At 63.4% G+C, this 19,638-nt stretch carries 16 protein-coding genes and 1 pseudogene; 4 read left to right on the forward strand and 13 right to left on the reverse strand.

The features are described from left to right. Positions 1-189 precede the first annotated feature (189 nt). The 3 genes from JQ558_RS15110 to JQ558_RS15120 form a co-directional block, all read right to left on the reverse strand. Entirely contained in the window at positions 190-1,134 is a 945-nt protein-coding gene (locus tag JQ558_RS15110) for a DMT family transporter (RefSeq protein ID WP_249142491.1), read from the reverse strand. A gap of 338 nt (positions 1,135-1,472) precedes the next feature. Then, the gene (locus JQ558_RS15115) at positions 1,473-2,315 is read right to left on the reverse strand and encodes an aldo/keto reductase (protein WP_212294081.1); all 843 of its coding nucleotides are present in this window, start codon (positions 2,313-2,315) and stop codon (positions 1,473-1,475) included. Between the two features lie 7 nt (positions 2,316-2,322). Next, the gene (locus tag JQ558_RS15120; RefSeq protein ID WP_212294082.1) at positions 2,323-2,952 is read right to left on the reverse strand and encodes a LysR family transcriptional regulator; all 630 of its coding nucleotides are present in this window, start codon (positions 2,950-2,952) and stop codon (positions 2,323-2,325) included. A 128-nt stretch (positions 2,953-3,080) separates the two neighbouring features. On the opposite strand from JQ558_RS15120, the gene JQ558_RS15125 reads away from it, so the two are divergent. Together JQ558_RS15125 and JQ558_RS15130 are read left to right on the forward strand one after the other, a co-directional pair. Continuing rightward, positions 3,081-3,956: a VOC family protein gene (locus JQ558_RS15125; protein WP_212208443.1), complete on the forward strand. Its 876-nt coding sequence runs from the start codon at positions 3,081-3,083 to the stop codon at positions 3,954-3,956. Next, on the forward strand, positions 3,949-4,623 hold the full coding sequence (locus JQ558_RS15130) for an L-2-amino-thiazoline-4-carboxylic acid hydrolase (protein ID WP_212294083.1): 675 nt from the start codon (positions 3,949-3,951) through the stop codon (positions 4,621-4,623). The genes JQ558_RS15125 and JQ558_RS15130 overlap by 8 nt, the downstream gene beginning before the upstream one ends. A gap of 137 nt (positions 4,624-4,760) precedes the next feature. Here JQ558_RS15130 and JQ558_RS15135 read toward each other — a convergent pair whose 3' ends face one another. The 6 genes from JQ558_RS15135 to JQ558_RS15160 form a co-directional block, all read right to left on the reverse strand. Beyond that, positions 4,761-7,463 (reverse strand): nitrate reductase, encoded by a 2,703-nt coding sequence (locus JQ558_RS15135; protein ID WP_212294084.1) that lies wholly within the window; start codon positions 7,461-7,463, stop codon positions 4,761-4,763. A gap of 13 nt (positions 7,464-7,476) precedes the next feature. Further along, positions 7,477-8,694 carry an NAD(P)/FAD-dependent oxidoreductase gene (locus JQ558_RS15140; protein WP_212208446.1) on the reverse strand — a complete coding sequence of 406 codons (1,218 nt, stop codon included), beginning with the start codon at positions 8,692-8,694 and terminating at the stop codon, positions 7,477-7,479. A gap of 55 nt (positions 8,695-8,749) precedes the next feature. Beyond that, positions 8,750-9,544 (reverse strand): ABC transporter ATP-binding protein, encoded by a 795-nt coding sequence (locus tag JQ558_RS15145; RefSeq protein ID WP_212208447.1) that lies wholly within the window; start codon positions 9,542-9,544, stop codon positions 8,750-8,752. Between the two features lie 12 nt (positions 9,545-9,556). Continuing rightward, on the reverse strand, positions 9,557-10,465 hold the full coding sequence (gene ntrB, locus JQ558_RS15150; protein ID WP_212294085.1) for a nitrate ABC transporter permease: 909 nt from the start codon (positions 10,463-10,465) through the stop codon (positions 9,557-9,559). A gap of 59 nt (positions 10,466-10,524) precedes the next feature. After that, positions 10,525-11,838 carry a CmpA/NrtA family ABC transporter substrate-binding protein gene (locus JQ558_RS15155; protein ID WP_212294086.1) on the reverse strand — a complete coding sequence of 438 codons (1,314 nt, stop codon included), beginning with the start codon at positions 11,836-11,838 and terminating at the stop codon, positions 10,525-10,527. A 330-nt stretch (positions 11,839-12,168) separates the two neighbouring features. Further along, the gene (locus tag JQ558_RS15160) at positions 12,169-13,107 is read right to left on the reverse strand and encodes a dioxygenase (RefSeq protein WP_212294087.1); all 939 of its coding nucleotides are present in this window, start codon (positions 13,105-13,107) and stop codon (positions 12,169-12,171) included. Positions 13,108-13,242: 135 nt separating this feature from the next. On the opposite strand from JQ558_RS15160, the gene JQ558_RS15165 reads away from it, so the two are divergent. Further along, on the forward strand, positions 13,243-14,505 hold the full coding sequence (locus JQ558_RS15165) for a serine hydrolase (RefSeq protein ID WP_212208451.1): 1,263 nt from the start codon (positions 13,243-13,245) through the stop codon (positions 14,503-14,505). A 48-nt stretch (positions 14,506-14,553) separates the two neighbouring features. Here JQ558_RS15165 and JQ558_RS15170 read toward each other — a convergent pair whose 3' ends face one another. The 3 genes from JQ558_RS15170 to JQ558_RS15180 all read right to left on the reverse strand — a co-directional run bounded on the left by JQ558_RS15170 (position 14,554) and on the right by JQ558_RS15180 (position 17,459). Further along, positions 14,554-15,873, reverse strand: coding sequence for a TRAP transporter large permease (locus JQ558_RS15170; protein WP_212208452.1), 1,320 nt, complete (start codon positions 15,871-15,873; stop codon positions 14,554-14,556). Then, a complete protein-coding gene (locus JQ558_RS15175) occupies positions 15,870-16,385 on the reverse strand; it encodes a TRAP transporter small permease (RefSeq protein ID WP_212208453.1) in 516 nt (171 codons plus the stop codon). The genes JQ558_RS15170 and JQ558_RS15175 overlap by 4 nt, the downstream gene beginning before the upstream one ends. An 81-nt stretch (positions 16,386-16,466) precedes the next feature. Continuing rightward, on the reverse strand, positions 16,467-17,459 hold the full coding sequence (locus JQ558_RS15180; RefSeq protein WP_212208454.1) for a TRAP transporter substrate-binding protein: 993 nt from the start codon (positions 17,457-17,459) through the stop codon (positions 16,467-16,469). Between the two features lie 300 nt (positions 17,460-17,759). On the opposite strand from JQ558_RS15180, the pseudogene JQ558_RS15185 reads away from it, so the two are divergent. Further along, positions 17,760-19,003: pseudogene (locus tag JQ558_RS15185) on the forward strand (sensor histidine kinase). Positions 19,004-19,196: 193 nt separating this feature from the next. On the opposite strand, the gene JQ558_RS15190 reads toward JQ558_RS15185, so the two are convergent. Then, complete coding sequence (locus JQ558_RS15190; protein ID WP_212276765.1) at positions 19,197-19,520, reverse strand: hypothetical protein; 324 nt, start codon at positions 19,518-19,520, stop codon at positions 19,197-19,199. Between the last annotated feature and the right edge of the window lie 118 nt (positions 19,521-19,638).

The raw sequence follows: 19,638 nt of genomic DNA on the forward strand, positions 1-19,638 counted from the left end.
TACCCCCCAGCGCTCTGCGGCGCTGTCCGGGCACAACCTAGCATGGGTTCCACCGTACAATTACGGTTTGCCGGGAATCCCTTGTTCTGGCTTCGGAAAATGGGCGTTTTCCGGACAGACTGTGGTACCCGGGCAACGCTTAGGGCGCGGTCCTTCTCATCCAGCGCAAGGTCGTCGGCCGGGACCCGTTCAGGCGTTCGGCGACGACTCGGCCGCGACCGTCAGCAGCTGCGAGCGGCGCACCCGTTCGCGATGGGCTGTGTAGAGGCCACTGGCGACGATGAAGCAGGCACCGGTCACGGTGTAGACGTCAGGCACTTCGCCGAAGATCAGGAAGCCGAGGATGCTGACCCAGAGCAATTGCGTATATGAGAACGGCGCCAGCACCGAGGCATCGGCGTAACGGAACGCCAGCACCACGATCCACTGTCCCGCGGTCGAGGCGACGCCGATGAAGATGCCGAAGGCGATGTCGTGCCAGGTCGGCGTCACCCAGACGAACGGCACCAATGCGCTGAGGATGCAGACGCCCGCGATCGACGAATAGGTCATCACGGTGATGGCGCGCTCGGTGCCGCTCATCATCCGCGTCATGATCAGCGTGCAGGCCCAGGCCAGCGCCGAGACCAGCGGAAAGAACGCCGCGGGGTGAAACGCACCGGTGCCCGGCCGCAGGATGATGATGACGCCGATCAGGCCGACGCCAGTCGCGATCCAGCGGCGCAGGCCGACCTTCTCGCTCAGGAACACGATCGACAGCGCGGTAACGAGCAGCGGCGCGACGAAGCCGGTGGCGGAGGCTTCCGCGATCGGGAGAAACCGCAGGCCGGAGATGAAGAACAGCGACGAGGCCAGCACGGTGAGGCCGCGCATCAATTGCAAGCCGGGCCGCCTGGTCTGCAACGCAAACAGCGGCGAGCCCGGCAGCATCGCCGGCATCATGATCATGGCGAACACCACGAAGCGGATCCAGGCGATCTCGATCGAGGGCAGCGTCGCGGACAGATATTTGGCCGTCACGTCAGAGACGCCGAGGAAGACCGTCGACGCCAGGATCAGCGCGATGCCCTTGAACGGACGATCGGCACGAGCGGGCGCTTTGGGAGTGAAGTACTTCTTCTCGGACAACGGCAATGGCGCGCTGTCCAGCCTGGCGGCTGCGGCGGGGGGCGGTGTCACGGCAATCTCGAAAGCAATAATGATCGAATCGGGCGAGGCTCTAAAAAACGCTATCTGAGGCGGAACAACAAGGTCCGATAACGGGATGCGGATATGCGCTGAGGGCGCGATTGCAACACTTTGTTAAGAACCGTCATCTGCCAAAGCGTCGCAATCCGTCGTCCTGAGGTGCGCGCTCTTGCGCCTCGAAGGGCGACGGCCCGTCGGTGGCCGATTCATCCTTCGAGGCTCGCGCAGCGGTGCACGTGCACCGCTGCGCGAGCACCTCAGGATGACGGAGTTGGCCGCAGCTATCAGAGCATCGGCAGACCGCGCGGCTTCGGGCCACGCGGAAAGGCCTTGTCGAGGGCTTCGATCTCGCTGGCGCTCAGCGTCAACTTTCCCGCCGCCGCATTGTCCGCGGCATGCTCCGCGCTCGCGGCTTTCGGAATGGCAAACACCGCTGCAAGGCGCGTCAGAAACGCGAGCGCGATCTGCCGCGCGGTGACGTGGCGCGCGTCGGCAATCGCCTGCAACACCTGCCCTTCCCTGCTGTGCGGCGAGGGAAAATCATTGTGACCGAACGGTGAATAGGCGACGACGGCAACACCGTGCCGTTCGCACCACGGGATGACAGCATGCTCGATCGCGCGCTCCTGCAAATGATAGAGCACCTGGTTGCAGGCGATCCTGCCCTCGCCGGCGACCGCCAGCAGTTCGTTGAGATCGTCGGTGTCGAAATTGCTGACACCCCATGAGCGGATTTTTCCGGCCGATATCAACTGATCGAACGCCGCCACGGTGTCTTCAAGCTCATGGGATCCGCGCCAGTGCAGCAGGTAGCAGTCGAGGTGATCGGTCTTCAGCCGCTTCAGCGACCGCTCGCAGGCGGCGATGGTGCCGCGACGCGACGCGTTACTCGGCAGCACCTTGGAGACGAGATAGAGATCCTCGCGCTTGCCGGCGGCCATCGCCTCCGCGATCACGGGTTCGGCATCGCCATACATTTCGGCGGTGTCGACATGGGTCATGCCGAGCTCGATGCCGCGGCATAGTGCTGCGACCGCGCTTTTGCGGTCGCCGCGATCGATGTACCAGGTGCCCTGCCCGATGACGGACACTTCCGGGCCTTTGACGCCGAATTTTTTCTGCTTCACGATCGCCTCAACTTCTGATGTTGCCGACCAGACGAGGACGGCGATGGACTTCGAGCGGGTTCTCGACCGGCAGCGCGCGCAGCCAATCGCGGAAGCTGACGACCTCAGGACAGTCAGCGGTGCCTTCGGGCGCAATCAGCCAATCGCCCAAACCGAATCCCTCATTGACGCGGTCGCAGCGATAGCCCGGATGGTGGCCAAGACCGCGGGCGATCAGCAGGTCGACTTTGCCCTCGACCAGCTCGTGCAGGCCGGCGGGCTGCAGCACCCGCAAACCGATTTCCGCATGCGCGCCGCGAAACGCCGCCAGCTCCAGCCGGCGCAGGTCGAAGCTGCCATGGACCCCCAACTGCAGCAGCACCGCGCCCGCCGGTTTCAATTGCGAGGTCGCGTCCGCAATGCGACGAAAGCCGTCGGATATCTCGGGCAGATAGGCCTGGCCGGCCGCGGTCAGGATGAGCTGCTTATGCAGCCGCTCGAACAGGCGTACGCCGAGGCGCGCCTCCAGCGCTTTCACCTGCTGCCCCACGGCGGCGGGTGTCACATGCAGCTCGTGCGCGGCCAGTTTGAAGCTGAGATGTCGCGCGGCGGCTTCAAATGCGCGAAGCGCATTGAGTGGTGGAAGGGTGTAGGTCATCGCGCTGCAGTTTGTCACTGATGGGCCCTGGCCTTGCAATAGATTTTCTAGTGCTTGAGCGAAGGAACTATGCTTTGCGCTGACTTGATGTCCCCGGTTACGGTCGCTTCGCAGCATCCGGAGATCCCATGCCTCGCCGACTAGATCATCTCGTTATTTGCGTCCACAATCTGGCAAAGGCCGCGCCGGACTGGCAAACGCTCGGCTTTTCTCTCACGCCGACCGGTGTCCATCCCTTTGGAACCAGCAACCGTCTGGCGATGTTCGGGAATAATTTTCTGGAGCTGCTTGCCGTCACCGATGCTGGGGCAGTGCCGCCAGCCGCGCCCGGCCACTTCAGCTTCGCCGCCCACAATCAGGATTTTCTTCGCACCGGTGAAGGGATGTCGATGCTGGCCTTGCACAGCACCGACTCCCATGCCGAAGCGGTGCGCTTCAACGCGGCCCATATCGGCGCCTATGCGCCGTTCGATTTTGGCCGTGACGCGGTGCTGCCGGGCGGTGGCACGGCCCGCGTTGGATTTTCACTGGCGTTTGCCACTGATCCCGCGATGCCCGGGATCGCCTTCTTCACCTGCCAGCAACGCCATCCGCCCGAACTGTTCTGGAAGGCCGAATACCAGCATCACCCCAACGGCGCCCTGCGCGTGGTCGAGGTCGTGATGTCGGCGCCGGAGCCGGCGCAGCACCGCGCGTTCCTCGAGCGCCTCACGGAGGGGGCCGCCGAGCTTGCGCCCGGGCGATTGACGGTGGGCGAGAGCGGCGACCGGATCACCGTGCTCGGCCCGTCCGAGCTGGCACGCCGGCTGCCGAATTGCGCCGCCGATGGTTCGCCGCGCTTTTGCGCGGCGCGGCTGGCGGTCACCGATCTCGATGCGACCGGGCGAGTCCTGAAGAATAACGGCGTCGCGTTCGAGGTCATCGGCAATGTGTTGCTGACTTCGCCCGCCGCATCGCATGGCCTGGCGCTGGAGTTCGTCGAACAGGAGACTGCCTATGGCTGAGATTCACCCCTTTTACGAACAGCATCGCGGTGCGATGGAGACCGCCATGCGCCATCGCCTGGACTTTGCCGAAGCGATGTTGTGCGAGCGCGCGCATCTATCCGATATTGATGGGATCCGGCAGGAGGTGATGGACGAATTCGAAATCGTGCTTACCCAAATGCCCTATGTCGGAGGCTCGGCAAGCCGTATGAGCGATTTCTTCATGCGCCTCATCGGCTTTATGGCCATCAGCCGGGTGCTCCGGCGACACGACGTTCCGCTGTCCGCGATCGGCGAAATCGAGCGAGAAACCTACAAGGCGCAATTGCTCACCGTGCCCGAAGCGGAACGCCTCGCCTCGGGTCGTCAGTTCATGTCGTCAGAGAATCAGGCTCTGCTGCGCGAGCAGGCTGCAAAAAGCCACCGCCAAGAATTTCCGGAAGATTTCGTCTACGATTTCGTCGAGTCTGATACGGGTGACAAGTTTGAATTCGGCATCAACTACAAGGCTTGCGGCTTCTGCAAATTCGCGGCTCGCCATGGAGATCAAGAAATCCTGCCGAACATTTGCGGGCTTGATTTCGACGCCTATGCAACGCGGGGCATCCATTTGGAAAGGACACAAACGCTGGCCGGCGGCGCGAGCCACTGCGATTTTCGATTCTCGCGGCTGGCGTCGGAGTAGGATGATACGGGTGTGCTCGAGTCATTCGCGTCGCCTCCTCCGTCATTGCGAGCGAAGCGAAGCAATCCATCGGGCGGCAAAAAGGAAGCAAGAATGGATTGCTTCGCTACGCTCGCAATGACGTTGATGGACCTGCTTTAATTCGCAGCCACGGCCAACTGCGGCACGGCGTTCGGCGCGGTTTGCGCGATCAGTCGCTTCAACTCCGGAATGCATGAGCCGCAATTGGTGCCCGCCTTCAGTTTGGCGCCGATGTCGGCCGCGGAGCGCGCGCCTGCGGCGATGCTGTCGCAGATCGTGGTGCGGCCAACACCAAAACAGGCGCAGATGATCGGGCCGGCATTGGCAAGACCGTCCGTCGATTTGCCCGACAACAGCATGCGGCGCTGATCGTTGCTGAGCGCGTCGGCGGCAAACAGGCCCTTGACCACATTCCAGTCGCCGGCGTCCCGCGCGGGCCCGATGAACAGGCAGGTCTCGATACGGTCGGCGGCAAAAGACGCCGCGCGATAGACGCCGCCGCCAAAGTCCTTGTATTCGGCGAGGTCATCGCCGGCGATCGATCCGAGCCAGGACTGCCAGCCCCTGAGATCGGCGTTATCCGCGAGCAGATAGCCATAGCCGCCATTGACGGCGACGCGCGCCCACCAGGCATGCGCGGGTAGCTCGAGCGGCGTGCGCGACAATGCAAAGCCGCGGAACACATATTCGTAAGGGGTGATCGAGGCCGGCGTCGCCTTGTTCTCGGGCTGGCCGGAGAACGGATCGGTGAGCGGCGCGACCAGCGATCCCACGCGTGCGCCGGTCGCGGTGACCGCGCTCCAGTGGATCGGCGCGAACAGCATGCCGCGCTGCTGGCGCTCGCTGACGACAACCCGCAGCGTGCATTGTCCGTAATCGGTCGTGACCCGCGCGAAATCGCCGTCGGCGACGCCGTGCCTTGCCGCGTCGTCCGGATGCACTTCGACGAACGGCTCCGGCAGATGCTGGCCGAGCCGCGGGCTCATCCCGGTGCGGGTCATGGTGTGCCATTGGTCGCGGACGCGGCCGGTGTTCAGCCGCAGCGGGCGCGCGGCCGTAGTCTCGGTCCGCAGCGCGGGAGTCTCGGGTGCGATAAAACGGGCCTTCTGTTCGCCAGTGAAGAATCCGCCTTCGGCAAAGAAGCGCGCCTGCGGCTGCGCATCGAGCCGGATCGGCCATTGCACCGGCGCCATCGTATCGAACGCTTCGTCCGACAGCGCCTGCAAGCCGCCGATGTCGAAATCGCGGTTGCCCTCGTTTTCGAACGCCGAGAGTGCGGCGTGCTCGCGAAAAATATCGGCGGCCGATGCAAAATTGAATGCCGCGCCAAAGCCGAGCCGCTTTGCGATCTCGCCGATGATCCACCAATCCGGCCGCGCCTCGCCCGGCGAAGAAAGAAACGCTCGCTGACGGGAAATGCGGCGTTCCGAGTTGGTCACGGTGCCGGATTTCTCGCCCCAGGCCTGCGCCGGAAACAGCACCTGCGCCCCGGCATCGACGGTGTCGTTGGTAACAACGTTTTCGGAGACGACGAACAATTCGAGCTTCTTCAGCGCCGCGCTGACGGCGTCGGCATTGGGCAGCGACACCGCCGGATTGGTGCCGATCACCCACAGCGCCTTGATCTCGCCGCGCGCGATGGCCTCGAACATCTGGACCGCTTTCAGCCCTTCATGGGTGGCGATCCGCGGCGCCTTCCAGAACCGGCGCACGCGGTCGATATCCGGCGGCGAAAAACCCATATGGGCCGCCAGCTGGTTGGCGAGCCCGCCGACCTCGCGGCCGCCCATCGCATTGGGCTGTCCGGTCAGCGAGAACGGCGACGCGCCCAATTTACCGATCCGACCCGTCGCAAGGTGGCAGTTGAGGATCGCATTGACCTTGTCGGTGCCCTGCGCCGATTGGTTGACGCCTTGCGAATACATCGTGACCACGCGCGGCGTATTGGCGAACATCTGGAAGAACGCCGCGACATCAGGCTCGGACAGGCCGGTTGCGAGCGCTGTCGCACTGAGGCTGCCGGCCATGCTGCGCGCCCGCATCATCGCGTCGTCGAAGCCAGTGGTATGGCGTTCGATGTAGTCGCGGTCGAGCGCGCCGTTGTCGGCGAGGTGCACCAGCAAACCGCTGAACAATGCGGTGTCGGTGCCGGGCTTCAACCCCAGAAACAGATCGTCATCGCCGACCGTATCGGTCCGGCGCGGATCGATCACCACGATGCGGGCGCCGCGGCTCTGCTTGTTGACCAGCATGCGCTGGTACAGCACCGGATGACACCAGGCCGCGTTGGAGCCGACCAGCACCAGCAAAGCGGCCTCGTCGAGATCTTCGTAGCAGCCGGGCACGGTGTCCGCCCCGAACGCGCGGCGGTGGCCGGCGACTGACGACGCCATGCACAGCCGTGAATTGGTGTCGACATTGGCGCTGCCGACGAATCCCTTCATCAGCTTGTTGGCGACGTAATAGTCTTCGGTCAGCAGCTGCCCGGAGAGATAGAACGCGACGGCGCCGGGTCCGTCGCGCGCGATGATGTGCTGAAAACGATGCGCGACATGGTCGAGCGCGTCGCTCCAGGCCACGCGCTCCATGGTCCCATTGTCGCAGCGGATCATCGGATGCAGCAGGCGATTTTCCAGACCCAGCGTCTCGCCGAGCGCCGAGCCCTTCGAGCACAGCCGGCCGAAATTCGCCGGGTGCTCGGGATCGCCCGAGATCGCCGCCCCGCCCCGCCCGTCGGGCGTCGCCAGCACGCCGCAACCGACGCCGCAATAGGCGCAGGTGGTCTTGGTGACGCGCAAATGGGGATCGACGGCGGTCATGCGAGCAACCGGCTCATGCCGCCTCTGAACGGATCGCGAGCGAACGGCCGAACATCATGTCGGCGCGAATGGGCGCGGTGGGCTGGCGGGTACGGATCAGTTCGAGATACCAGAGCGCGTCGCTGACATCGCCGATCAGTACTGCGCCGGTCAGCCGTCCGTCCGCGACCACGAGTTTCTTGTAGGTGCCGTAGTTGAGATCGCTGAGCACGATGGTTTCGGAGCCCTCAGTGCCCACGAAATCACCCGCTGAGAACACGCTGACGCCGGAGACCTTCAGATTGGTCGCCACGATGCTGCCGCTATAGGAGGTGTCGCGGCCTGCGAGGTGCCGCGCCAGCACGCGCGCCTGCTCGTAGGCCGGCTCGACCAGGCCGTAGCAGATGCCGCGGTGTTCGGCGCATTCGCCGATCGCAAAGATGCCGGGCGCGACGGTTTGCATGACGTCGTCGACGACGACGCCGCGGTTGACGGCAATGCCGGCTTCCTTTGCCAGAGCGATATTCGGCCGGATGCCCGCTGCGAAGATCACCGCATCGGCATCGATGCGGCGGCCATCGGTCAGTTCGAGGCCCTCGACGCGTGTCGTGCCATGGATGCGCGCGGTGTTGGCATTGAGCAGGATCTCGATGCCCTTGCGCTCGACCAGCGATTTCAACAGTTCCGCGGCGGGCGCATCGAGCTGGCGCTCCATCAGCCGGTCCATCAAATGAACCAGCGTCACCGGCGCGCCGGCCTTGGCGAGCCCGTAGGCCGCTTCCAGCCCGAGCAGCCCGCCACCGACGACCACGACGCGCTTCTTCTGCGCGGCCAGCGTCAGCAGGAGATCGACGTCGCGGCTGTCGCGAAACGTGTGCACGCCGGCAAGATCGGCGCCTGATACGTTGAGCCGCAGCGGCGACGAACCCGTGGTCAGGACCAGTTTCGAGAACGGGACACTCTCTTCATTTTCGATTTTGACTTCGCGCCGCCCGACATCGACCTCGGTGGCCCGGCAGCCGTATTTCAGGGTGACGCCGCGGTCGCGCCACCATGAAGCGGGCCTGAGCTCGATATCATGCGAGGCGGTCTCGCCGGCAAGAACCGACGACAGCAGCACGCGATTATACGCAAGCCGCGGTTCGTCCCCGATCACGGCGATGGCGTAGCGGCCGAGCGCCACCTTGGCCAGTTCATCGACCAGACGGGCGGCAGCCATTCCGTTGCCGACAATCACCAGCGGTTCGCTCATGACGTACCCTCACTCGGCCGCTTCAGCGCCCGCGCGGGCGCGGAGATAACAAGAACTACGCCGCCTCGACGAAGCGATGCCGCTCGTACAGGAATTCGAGCACGCGCTGCCGGCACTTGAGGTACCCGGGGTTGGTTGCGAGCTCGAGCCGTTTGCGCGGACGCGCCAGCGGCACTTCCAGTACTTCGCCGATCCGCGCGCTCGGCCCGTTGGTCATCATCACGATGCGGTCCGACAGCAGCACGGCCTCGTCGACGTCATGGGTGATCATCAGGATGGTGTTGCCGAGTTTCTGGTGCAGCGCCATCACCGAGTCCTGCAGATGCGCGCGGGTCAGCGCGTCGAGCGCGCCAAAGGGCTCGTCGAGCAGCAGCACCTTCGGCTCCATCGCCAGCGCCCGGGCGATACCGACGCGCTGCTTCATGCCGCCGGAGATTTCCGACGGGCGCTTGTCCTTGGCATGGGCCATCTGGACGAGGTTGAGATTGTGCATCACCCAGGCATCGCGTTCGCTGCGGGTCTTGCTCGAAGCGAACACCTTGTCGACGCCGAGCCGTACGTTTTCATAGACGGTCAGCCAGGGCAGCAGGCTGTGGTTCTGGAACACCACTGCGCGATCCGGTCCCGGCGAATTGACTTCGCGGTTTTCCAGCAGCACGCAGCCATTGGTGCAGTCGGTAAGGCCGGCCACGATGTTGAGCAGCGTGGATTTTCCACATCCGGAATGGCCGATGATCGAAACGTATTCGCCCTTGTCGATCGTCAGGTTGATTTCCTTCAGCACCTCGGTCGAGGCATTGCCGCGGGTGAAGGTCTTGTCGATGTGGTCGAGCTTCAGATAGGCCTGCATGATATGCTCCCTTCAGCCTGCGGAAGTGCCGCGGGTGACGATCTTGCCCAGTCCTGCGATCAAGCGATCGAGCACGAAGCCGATGATGCCGACATAGAACAGCGCCAGGATGATTTCGCTGATGTGCGAGGAGTTCCAGGCGTCCCAGATGAAGAAGCCGATGCCGACGCCGCCGATCAGCATCTCGGCCGCGACGATCGCGAGCCAGGACAGGCCGATGCCGATGCGCAAGCCCGTGAAGATGTAGGGGGCAGCGGCCGGGATCATGATCTTGCCGAAGAACTCCAGCGGATTGAGCTGCACCACGGCCGCGACGTTGCGGTAATCCTGCGGGATGTTGCGGATGCCGACCGCGGTGTTGATGATGATCGGCCACACCGAGGTGATGAAGATCACGAAGATCGCCGAGGGCTGGCCGTCGCGGAACGCGGCCAGCGACAGCGGCAGCCACGCCAGCGGCGGGATGGTGCGCAATACCTGGAACAAGGGATCGAGCCCGCGCATCGCCCAGACCGACTGGCCGACCAGCGTGCCGAGCGCGACGCCGACGATCGCAGCGATCGAATAGCCGAGCGCGACGCGCTGCAGACTTGCGGACAAGTGCCAGAACAGGCCCTTGTCGATGCCGCCGCGATCGAAGAACGGATCGAAGATCAGTTCCTTGGTGTCCTTGAACACGCGCGAGGGCGGCGGCAAGGTGGAGCCGGCGCGTTGGCAGACCAGCTCCCAGAACAGCATCAGGAGCGCGATCACGATCAGCGGCGGCACGACGCGCACCGCGGTATCCTTGACCATCTTGCTGTATTTTTCGGCACGCGGCGGACGCTTCGGCGTCATCGCCACGACCGGGGTGGCAACCGGGGCCGCCGCGTGCGTAACAATCGCGGTGGCGGGTTCGGTCTTGATCGCAGGCATGTTCATGGGAAATGCGTCTCCGTGTTCACGAGGCGGACCGCCCGCTTGCGGGCGGTCCTGCCGGATCAGACATCAGCACGCTTGATGGACAGCGACTTCAGGTACGCGCCCGGATCTTCCGGATCGAACACCTTGCCGTCGAAGAAGGTCTCCTTGCCGCGTGACTTCGAGGCCGGAATATCCGCAGCCGCGACGCCAAGCGCCTTGGCGGCATCGCGCCAGATGTCCTCGCGATTGACCTTGGCGATCAGTGCCTTGGAGTCGTAGCCCGGCTCGAACTTGCCCCAGCGAATGTCCTCGGTCATGAACCAGAGATCGTGGCTCTGGAACGGATAGGAGGCGTGGTCGCGCCAGTACTTCATGATGTGCGGCGAGTTCTCGACCACCTTGCCGGTGCCGTAGTCGAACTTGCCCTTGGCGCGATCGAGAATGTCCTCAACCGGGCAGTTGATCCACTGCCGCTTGCCCATGATGGTGGCGAGTTCTTCCTTGTTCTCCATCTTGTCGGCCCATTGCTGCGCCTCCTGGATCGCCATGGTGATGGCCTGCGCAGCCTTCGGATTCTTGTCGACCCAGGCCGAGCGCATCGCGAAGGATTTCTCGGGATGCTTGTTCCAGAGCTCGCCGGTGTTGACCGCGGTGTAGCCGATCTTCTGATGCACGAGCTGGCCGGGCCAGGGTTCGCCGACGCAGAAGCAGTCCATGGTGCCGACCTTCATGTTGGCGACCATCTGCGGCGGCGGCACCGTAATGGTTTCGATGTCCTTGTCGGGGTCGATGCCGCCGGCGGCGAGCCAGTAACGGATCCACAGATCGTGCGTGCCGCCCGGGAACGTCATCGCCGCCTTGATCGGCTTGCCGGCAGCTTTCTTCTTTTCCAGCGCTTCCTTGAACGGTTTGGCGTCCAGGCCGACCTTGAGATCGGCGTATTCATTGGAGACCGAGATGCACTGCGCGTCGAGATTGAGCCGCGCCAGGATGTACATCGGCGTCGGCTGGTTGTTCTGCGTCACCTTGCCGGCCGAGATCAGATACGGCATCGGGGTGAGGATATGCGCGCCATCGATGCCGTTGCCTTCCGACCCCAGCACGAGGTTGTCGCGCGTGGTGCCCCATGAGGCCTGCTTCTGCACGTCGACATCGGGGACGCCGTGCTTGGCGAACAGGCCCTTGTCCTTGGCCACGAACAGCGCGCCGGCATCGCTGAGCGCGATGAAGCCGAGCTTGGCCCCCTTCACTTCCGGACCCGCCCCTTGCGCGAAGGCGCCGGCCGGGAAATTTAGCTTGGCCGCGGCCAGCAACGCCGCCGTACCAGCGGTCGCTTTCAAGAGCCGGCGGCGGCTGAGGCCGCGTGAGGTCGGATGGGTGGGCTTGGTCATGGGTCTCTCTATCCTTCGTTGGAAATGGGGCCGTCCGAATTGACCACCGCGCGTGGTCGCACGAGGGCGCGTTCCAGGGATGCCCCCGGAGTGCGGCGTCACAATTCGGATGAGTGGTCTCAAGGGACGGCATCAATGGCGTCAGCACTAGCTATTCAAGCTTCGTGCCAAGCCTTCTTCACTACAAAAAACTTTTAAATATCAGTGCGATGCAGAACCAATGCCGCAAAAATCGGCAGCGGTCAGGAACCAGTCATCGCTTTTCAAATTTGCGATTCGCCCAATCATTGTGCGCCGCACAAGGATTGGGCAGAGTCGCACCAGCCTGCCTCAGGCGTGCTCTTTGGCGTTGTCGGTGGCCTTGTCAGATGTCTTGGCCATCATCGGTTTTGGGGCGGCACCATCGCCCGGTTTCATCCTGAATTCGTAGGTCATCAGGTGCCACGGCGCGGCCGCGGGCTTGCCGTCCGGCATCGTTGCGTCAGTGCGTTTTTCAATCTTCGCGACCAGCTCGTCCTTGACGCCGAACACCACGTCGGAATCGAGATATTTGTCGCCCTCCATGAACACATGCGTGATCAGCGGCTGATAGCCAGGCGCATCGACCAGGAAGTGCACATGCGCCGGCCGCATCGCGTGCCGCCGCGTCTGGATGATCATTTCGCCGACCGGACCGTCGGTCGGGATCGGATAGCTGCACGGCAAAATGGTGCGGAAGAAGAACCGGCCATCGTCATCGGTGACGAAGCGCGCCCGCGACGAGGGTCCCTCGGTGGCATAAGACGCCTTCTGTGAATCGTAATAGCCTTCGTCATCGGCGTGCCAGATATCGACGGGAACATTCGCCAGCGGCTTGCCCGCAAGATCCGTGACGCGGCTCTGCACGAACATCCGCTCGCCCGGCAAATTGGCCGAGACGTCGGTGCCGTGCGGCGTCACCTTGTGTTCGCCGACATAGAACGGCCCGAGCACGGTGGTCTCGGTGGCGCCTTCGCGTTCGCGGTGGTTGACGGCGTCGACCAGCATCGAGACCCCGAGCACGTCGGAGAGCAGGATGAATTCCTGGCGGATCGGGGTGCACTTCTGGCCGGTCCGGGTCAGGAAATCGATCGCGTATTCCCATTCCTCGAAGGTGAGATCGGTCCGGCTGACATAATCGTGCAACGATTTCACCAATTCCTGCAGCAGGAATTTCGCCCGCGGATCCGGCGTGTCATCGAAGCTGCGGATCACAGCGGCGGTCAGTTCGGTTTCGTTGAATTGGGGCATTTTGGCTGTCCTGCGGGGTGCATGGTGGCTCGGTCAAGCCTACACCACCATACCGCACGGGGTAAGCGCAGGCGGTTGGAACGGGGCACACTTTTCGGCTATCAAGGCTCCCTCGCCAGCCGGAGATCAGCCCTGATGCTAGCCCCTACCCCCGCCTCGCCCGAGTCTGCCGGAATGTCGAAGCCGGCGCTGGATCGTCTCGAGAACCATCTCAAGCAGCGCTACATCGACGCCGGCCGCTTCCCGGGAACACAGGTCCTGATCTACCGCCGCGGCAAGGTCGTGCATTCGACCGCGCAGGGCTTTGCCGACCTCGAGCGCAAGGTCCCGGTCAAGGACGACACCATCTTCCGCATCTATTCGATGACCAAGCCGATCACGAGCGTGGCTTTCATGATGCTGCTCGAGGAGGGCCGCGTCGCGCTCGACGAGCCCGTCCACAAATACATTCCGGAATGGAAGAACCTCGGCGTGTTCCAGGCCGGCAGCTTCCCGGCCTTCCTGACCCGGCCACCGTCGCGGCCGATGCTGATCGTGGACCTGTTGCGGCACACCTCGGGTCTTACGTATGGCTTCCAGCAGCGCTCCAATGTCGACGCCGCCTATCGCGAGAACAAGATCGGCGAGGTCATCAAGGCCGGCACGCTGCAAAGCATGATCGAGGATCTTGCCAAGATCCCATTGGAATTTTCGCCGGGCGAAGCTTGGAACTATTCGGTTGCCACCGACGTGGTCGGCTACCTGATCGGCAAGATCAGCGGCATGCCGTTCGAGCAGTTCCTGAAGGAACGCATCTTCAATCCGCTCGGCATGAACGACACCGACTTCTTCGTGCCGGCAGACAAGGCGCATCGTTTTGCGGCCTGCTATTCCGCCGGCGTACAGATCGGCATGACGGCCGGCGAGGCCACATTGAAGCTGCAGGATGACCCGGCTACGAGTTCGTTCCTTACCCCGCCCTCGCTCGTCTCCGGCGGCGGCGGATTGTGCTCGACCGCGGCCGACTATCTCACCTTCTGCCGGGCGCTCCTCAATGGCGGTGAGCTTGGCGGCGTCAGGCTCATCGGGCCAAAGACGCTGAAGCTGATGACGTCGAACCATCTGCCCGGCGGGTTGGACCTGCCTGGCATGTCGCGCTCACTGTTCAGCGAAGCCACCTATAACGGCATCGGCTTCGGCCTCGGCTTTGCCGTCACCATGCATCCCGAGCAGACGCTGATTCCCGGCAGCCCCGGCGAGTATAATTGGGGCGGCGCGGCGACGACCTCGTTCTTCATCGATCCCGCCGAAGAATTGATCACGATCTTCATGACCCAGGTGCTGCCGTCGAGCGCCTATCCGCTGCGGCGCGAGCTGCGCACCCTGGTGTATGCGGCGATCACCGACAGCAATCTCTGAAGCCGGAGCCTCATCCCGCGGCATGATCGCCGCGGGATAGATGGCCTGCTATTTCAACATCTCCGGCACGATCAGGCGCGGCAGGAACAGCGATACGCTGGGCCAGATGATCAGCGCCGCCAGCACCAGCAGCATCGGGATCAGCATGATCACGGTGTCCTTGAGCGCATAACGCAGCCGCACCCCGGCAATCGAACACGCGATCATCAGACATAACCCGTAAGGCGGCGTCACCAGCCCGAACGCCAGCGAGACGATCGAGATGATCGCGAACTGCACCGGATGGAGATCGACCGCCCGCGCCAGGGGCTCCAGCACGGTGCCGACGATCACGATCGCCGGAATGGCATCGAGGAAGCAGCCGACCACCAGAAAACAGAAGGAGATGAAGAAGCCCGCCGCGATCGGCCCCATGCCCCATGTCGAGACGTTGGCCAGCAGTTCCTGCGGAATCTTGTAGTAGGCGAGCAGCCAGCCGAATGCGCTCGCCGTGCCGATACAGAACAGCGCGACGCCGGCGAGGCGCCCGGTGTCGAGCAAGGCCTTGTAAAGTTCTTTGGCGCCGGTTTCGCGGTAGAAGAAAGCCGACAGCGCCACCGAATACAGCACCGCGACGCAGGCGGACTCGGTTGCCGTGAACCAGCCGAGCAGAATGCCTCCGACGATGATGAACGGGGTGATCAGCGCCGGTATAGATCGCCAGAGCGCGCAACGCATCTCGACCCAGCTCGACTTTGGATAGGTCGGATAGCCGCGGCGCACCGCATAGACATGCACGGTGACCATCTGCGCGCCCGCGATCAACAATCCGGGGACGATGCCGGCCAGGTACATCGCCGCGATCGACGTCGAGATCAACCCGCCCCACACGATCATCAGGATCGACGGCGGGATGATGACCGCAAGCACCGCCGACACCGCGGTGATGGCGATCGAAAACGAGAGGTCGTAGCCTTCCTTGGTCTGGGCATCGATGAAGATCTTCGACTGACTCGCCGCATCCGCGGTCGAGGAGCCGGAGATGCCGGCGAAGAACACCGACAGCACGACGTTGATCTGCGCCAGCGAGCCTGGCCAGTGCCCGACCATCGAACGCGACAGCGACACCAGGCGGTCGGTGATGCCGCCGATGCTCATCAGGTTCGCGGTCAGCAGGAAGAACGGCACCGCCAGCAGGATGAAGGAGTTGTAGGCGTTGAAGGTTTCCTGCGCGAGCATCATCATCGACAGCCGCGGCTCGATCAGCAGGATCGGCAGGCAGGCAAGCCCGAGCGCGAACGCGACCGGTACGCGCAGGATGAGCAGGCCGATGAAAACGCCGAACAGGACCATAGCGGCCTGCCCGGCGGAAAGAACGCTGCCGCTCATCGTGCCACCCCGAACAAGATCCGCGCCTCATCGACGATCTGTTCGCCCGCGAACGCGATCCACGTGAAGCCTGCCACCGGCCATGCGACGTGAATCAGCCAGAGCGGCAGATCGGCCAGCTCCGACGTCCTGTTCCAGGCAAACCGCGTGAACTCAAGGCCCGCCCACACAAACACCAGCGCCAGCGCCAATATCCCGAGCCGTCCCGTGATCCGCACAGCGGCCTCCGACCGCCGCGACAAATCGGGCCAGACATCGACTTCGAAATGCTGAGCCTCCCTGACGCCGACCATCGCCCCGATCATGATGGTCCAGACGAACAGGAACCGCGCCATCTCCTCGGTCCAGATGTAGGATGGGATGAACGGCGTATAGCGCGAGATGATCTGCAGCGTGACGGGAATCACCAGGATTCCGACGCAGGCGGCCAGCAGGATTTCCAGCAATTTGCCGTAGGCGCGCGTCAGTCGCCGCCACAGCGACGGGTTGAAATCGATCGGCAGTTCGGTCATTGGCGCCCCCGCGCGGTAACACTCATCGAACGGGGCAAGCGGTGAAGCTTGCCCCGAAACTCCGGTCTGCGACGCGCAGCCCTAGGCGACGTTGATTTTCTCGAAGATGGCCTCTGCGCCGATTTCCTTGGCGTAGGTAGCCATCACGGGATCGGCGAGCTTCTTCATGGCGTCGCGCTCCTCGAACGGCACGCGCTTGAGCTTGCCCGCCTTTTCCAGCGCGTCGAGCTTGATGACTTCCTCACTCGACTCGAGCTTGCGGCCGAAGTCCCCGGCCTCCTTGCCCGCCTTCATGATGGCGTCCTGCAGATCCTTGGGCAGGGTCTTGAGCGTTTTGACCGAGAAGCAGATCGGCCGGATCGACACCGCATGCTGGGTCAGATTGAGGTGCGGGGCCACTTCGTAGAACTTCATCGCCTCGACGCCGGCGGCTTCGTTCTCGCCGGCCGAGATCACGCCATTCTGGATGGCGTTGTAGACCTCATTATAGGCGATGACCGTCGGAGACATGCCGGCGGCGGCAAACGTCTTCGACCAGATCGGCGCGCCCTGTACACGCACCTTGAGGCCCTTGATGTCGGCCAGGTTCTTGAGCGGCTTGTTAGCGAAGATGTTGCGGATGCCGCCCCCGGCGTACCCGATCAGCACCACCTCGGCCTTCGCAGCGACTTCGTCGGCGACCGGCGCCAGGATGTTCGCCTCGACGACCTTGTTCATGTGGTCGATACCCTTGAACACAAAGGGAGCATCGATGAACGGCGCCGCCTTGGCGAAGGTCGACATGTGGGCCGGAGAGACGATGCCGTAATCGACCGCCTTGCCCTGCGACATGTACTCGAAATACTGCTTCTCGAGACCGAGGGACGAGTTCTTGTGCAGCGTGAAATTGACGGGCTTGCCGTAATACTTCTTCACCAGCTCTTCGAACCGAACCAGCGCCTTGGTAAACGCGTGGTCGTCGTTGAACTGCACGGCGCCGTTCAGCGTGACCGGCGCCTGCGCTTTTAAGATGGACGGCATTCCAAAGACGGCCGCTGTCGCACCGAGCCCGGTTAATACTGTTCTGCGTTTCATGTTGTCCCTCCCTGTGCTCCGCCCTTGTACCGGGTCGTGAGCTTTGCCGACGTTGCGGCTTGCAATTTTCGAAGCGTATTCAAAAGAACGTTGCGATGGAAGCTAATTCCAATGCGCGGATCGAACAGCACAGCGCTGCAGCTTACGCAATGATGCGGCGCACCACGCAGGCCGCCGCTCCGCCGGTCACGAACGCGAAATCGGACTAAAATCCTTGGCGGATGCCGGCTGCTTCTCCTATGCTCGCGCCGGTTTGGGGGCGCCGATCCGGGACGAGCATTGCCAAAGCGTTCACTGTCGATGCGTCTCGTCCTTCTGGTGGCGGGAACCACGCTGCCGCTGATCATTTTCGCGGCCGGCATCGTTTTCAACAATTACGTCCAGGACCGCAAGGACGCGACGCAGCGCGTGCTGGAGACCGTGCGCGGCATCCGCCTCGTGCTCGATGCCGAAATGCAGCGCATGATCGGCGGGCTTCAGGTGCTGTCGCTGACCAACGCGCTGCGGGACCGCGACTTCGACGGTTTCCGCCGCATCGTTACCGGCTTTCTCGAACAATATGGCAGGGACGGCGTCGTGCTGGTGGCGGACCGCGAAGGGCGCCAGCTGTTCTCCTCGGTCACGCCTGTCTTCAGCTGCGCAACAACCTCGACCTTGTACCGAACCCGCAGAACACGATCGGCCAGCGGGCATCGCCGTCGCTCTATGCGGAGCTGTTTCGCAAACCCGAGGGAACCTTTGCGACCGCGTCGCTCGAAGGCGCGCCGCTGACCACCGGCGTTGCGCGCTCCTCGCTCACCGGCTGGACGGTCGCCGGCGGGATTGCGGAAAGCTCGCTGGTCGCCCCGTTATGGCGCAATCTGGCGATCACCAGCGTGATCGGTGGCGTGCTGCTGCTGGTCGGCCTTGGCTTTGCAGTGCGGATGGCGACGGCGATTGCGCGCGGCGAGATGCTGCACGATCTCCTAGTTGACGAGCTCAACCACCGCGTCAAGAACACGCTCGCGATCCTGCAGTCGATCGCCATGCAGACCTTTCGCAGCGCCAGCCGGACCGAGCGTGAGACATTCGAGGGCCGGCTGGGTGCGCTCGCCGAAGCGCATAATCTGCTCAGCCGGGAGAAGTGGCAGGGGTCCGAACTGCAGGACGTCGTCGCACGGGTTCGCAATCCCTATCTGCTCAACAATCCGGAGCGGGTGCGGATGTTCGGACCGAAGGTGCCGCTATCGCCGCGGCTCGCCGTGGTGCTGTCGATGATCGTGCACGAGATCGCGACCAATGCCGCAAAATACGGTGCGCTGTCGAACGACAGTGGAACCGTTACGCTGGATTGGGAGATCATCGCACAAGGCGGTGGCCGCAAACTTCGGATGATCTGGAGCGAGTCCGGCGGGCCGCACGTTTCTGCGCCGGTGCAGCGCGGTTTCGGCTCGCGCCTGATCGAGCGCAGCGCGCGAGACCAGCTCGGCGGCGAGGCCACCGTCGACTTCCTGCCCCGCGGCGTCGTCTGCACGGTGACTGCGGCGCTCGAGCAGGAGACTTGAGCGGATAGCGATTTCGACCGCGACAAGCCGCGGCGCGAGTTCGAAGGGCCTAACCGGAGGATGTCACCGCAGGCTGGAGCCGGGATGGGTTGCCCGCAACCAAAGAGCGACAACGAGTCGCACCGGCAAAGGCGCCGTGCAGGCCGGCCGGTCGGGGAGTTTTTGCGCAGGCCTATCGGGCCGAAGGCAGCGCTTATTTGATGAGCTTCAAATAAGGCGGCAACCGCGGGCCCGGTGCGGCCTTGGTGGTATGCGCAGCCTGAGCATCCGTCACCATCAGGTCGCACAGCGCCTTGAGTTCGGAATCCGTCACCCGATGCAGTTCCATCCGAAGCTCGAGAATGGCCAGCGACAGCAATCTCGCGGCCTCCGGGCTGGCCTTATCCATCAGAAACGCCCGACATTCCTCCAGCGTTGCGAGGAGCGACAACAATCGTTCTTCTGAATGGGCCGCCGGCATTTTGTCAGTTCCCGAGCTTGCAAGATAGATTGGAGGCGGTTCGGATCGTCGCTTCATGAGCCTCTCCACGAAAAGGCACCAAAATAATTCGGCCGCTGTCACGCAATGGATCGTGTGAGAGCCTGACCTGATGATCCAGAAGTTTTACTCAATTGTCCAGCACACTATCGATTTG

The sequence above is a fragment of the Bradyrhizobium sp. AUGA SZCCT0160 genome (assembly GCF_018130105.1).
GTDB lineage: Bacteria > Pseudomonadota > Alphaproteobacteria > Rhizobiales > Xanthobacteraceae > Bradyrhizobium.

Coding starts and splice junctions, on each gene's coding strand:
- ntrB (WP_212294085.1), bottom strand. CDS start 10,465: ATGAACATGCCTGCGATCAAGACCGAACCCGCCACCGCGATTGTTACG.
- JQ558_RS15180 (WP_212208454.1), bottom strand. CDS start 17,459: ATGAAACGCAGAACAGTATTAACCGGGCTCGGTGCGACAGCGGCCGTC.
- JQ558_RS15140 (WP_212208446.1), bottom strand. CDS start 8,694: ATGAGCGAACCGCTGGTGATTGTCGGCAACGGAATGGCTGCCGCCCGT.
- JQ558_RS15130 (WP_212294083.1), top strand. CDS start 3,949: ATGGCTGAGATTCACCCCTTTTACGAACAGCATCGCGGTGCGATGGAG.
- JQ558_RS15165 (WP_212208451.1), top strand. CDS start 13,243: ATGCTAGCCCCTACCCCCGCCTCGCCCGAGTCTGCCGGAATGTCGAAG.
- JQ558_RS15175 (WP_212208453.1), bottom strand. CDS start 16,385: ATGACCGAACTGCCGATCGATTTCAACCCGTCGCTGTGGCGGCGACTG.
- JQ558_RS15135 (WP_212294084.1), bottom strand. CDS start 7,463: ATGACCGCCGTCGATCCCCATTTGCGCGTCACCAAGACCACCTGCGCC.
- JQ558_RS15145 (WP_212208447.1), bottom strand. CDS start 9,544: ATGCAGGCCTATCTGAAGCTCGACCACATCGACAAGACCTTCACCCGC.
- JQ558_RS15190 (WP_212276765.1), bottom strand. CDS start 19,520: ATGAAGCGACGATCCGAACCGCCTCCAATCTATCTTGCAAGCTCGGGA.
- JQ558_RS15160 (WP_212294087.1), bottom strand. CDS start 13,107: ATGCCCCAATTCAACGAAACCGAACTGACCGCCGCTGTGATCCGCAGC.
- JQ558_RS15120 (WP_212294082.1), bottom strand. CDS start 2,952: ATGACCTACACCCTTCCACCACTCAATGCGCTTCGCGCATTTGAAGCC.
- JQ558_RS15125 (WP_212208443.1), top strand. CDS start 3,081: ATGCCTCGCCGACTAGATCATCTCGTTATTTGCGTCCACAATCTGGCA.
- JQ558_RS15155 (WP_212294086.1), bottom strand. CDS start 11,838: ATGACCAAGCCCACCCATCCGACCTCACGCGGCCTCAGCCGCCGCCGG.
- JQ558_RS15170 (WP_212208452.1), bottom strand. CDS start 15,873: ATGAGCGGCAGCGTTCTTTCCGCCGGGCAGGCCGCTATGGTCCTGTTC.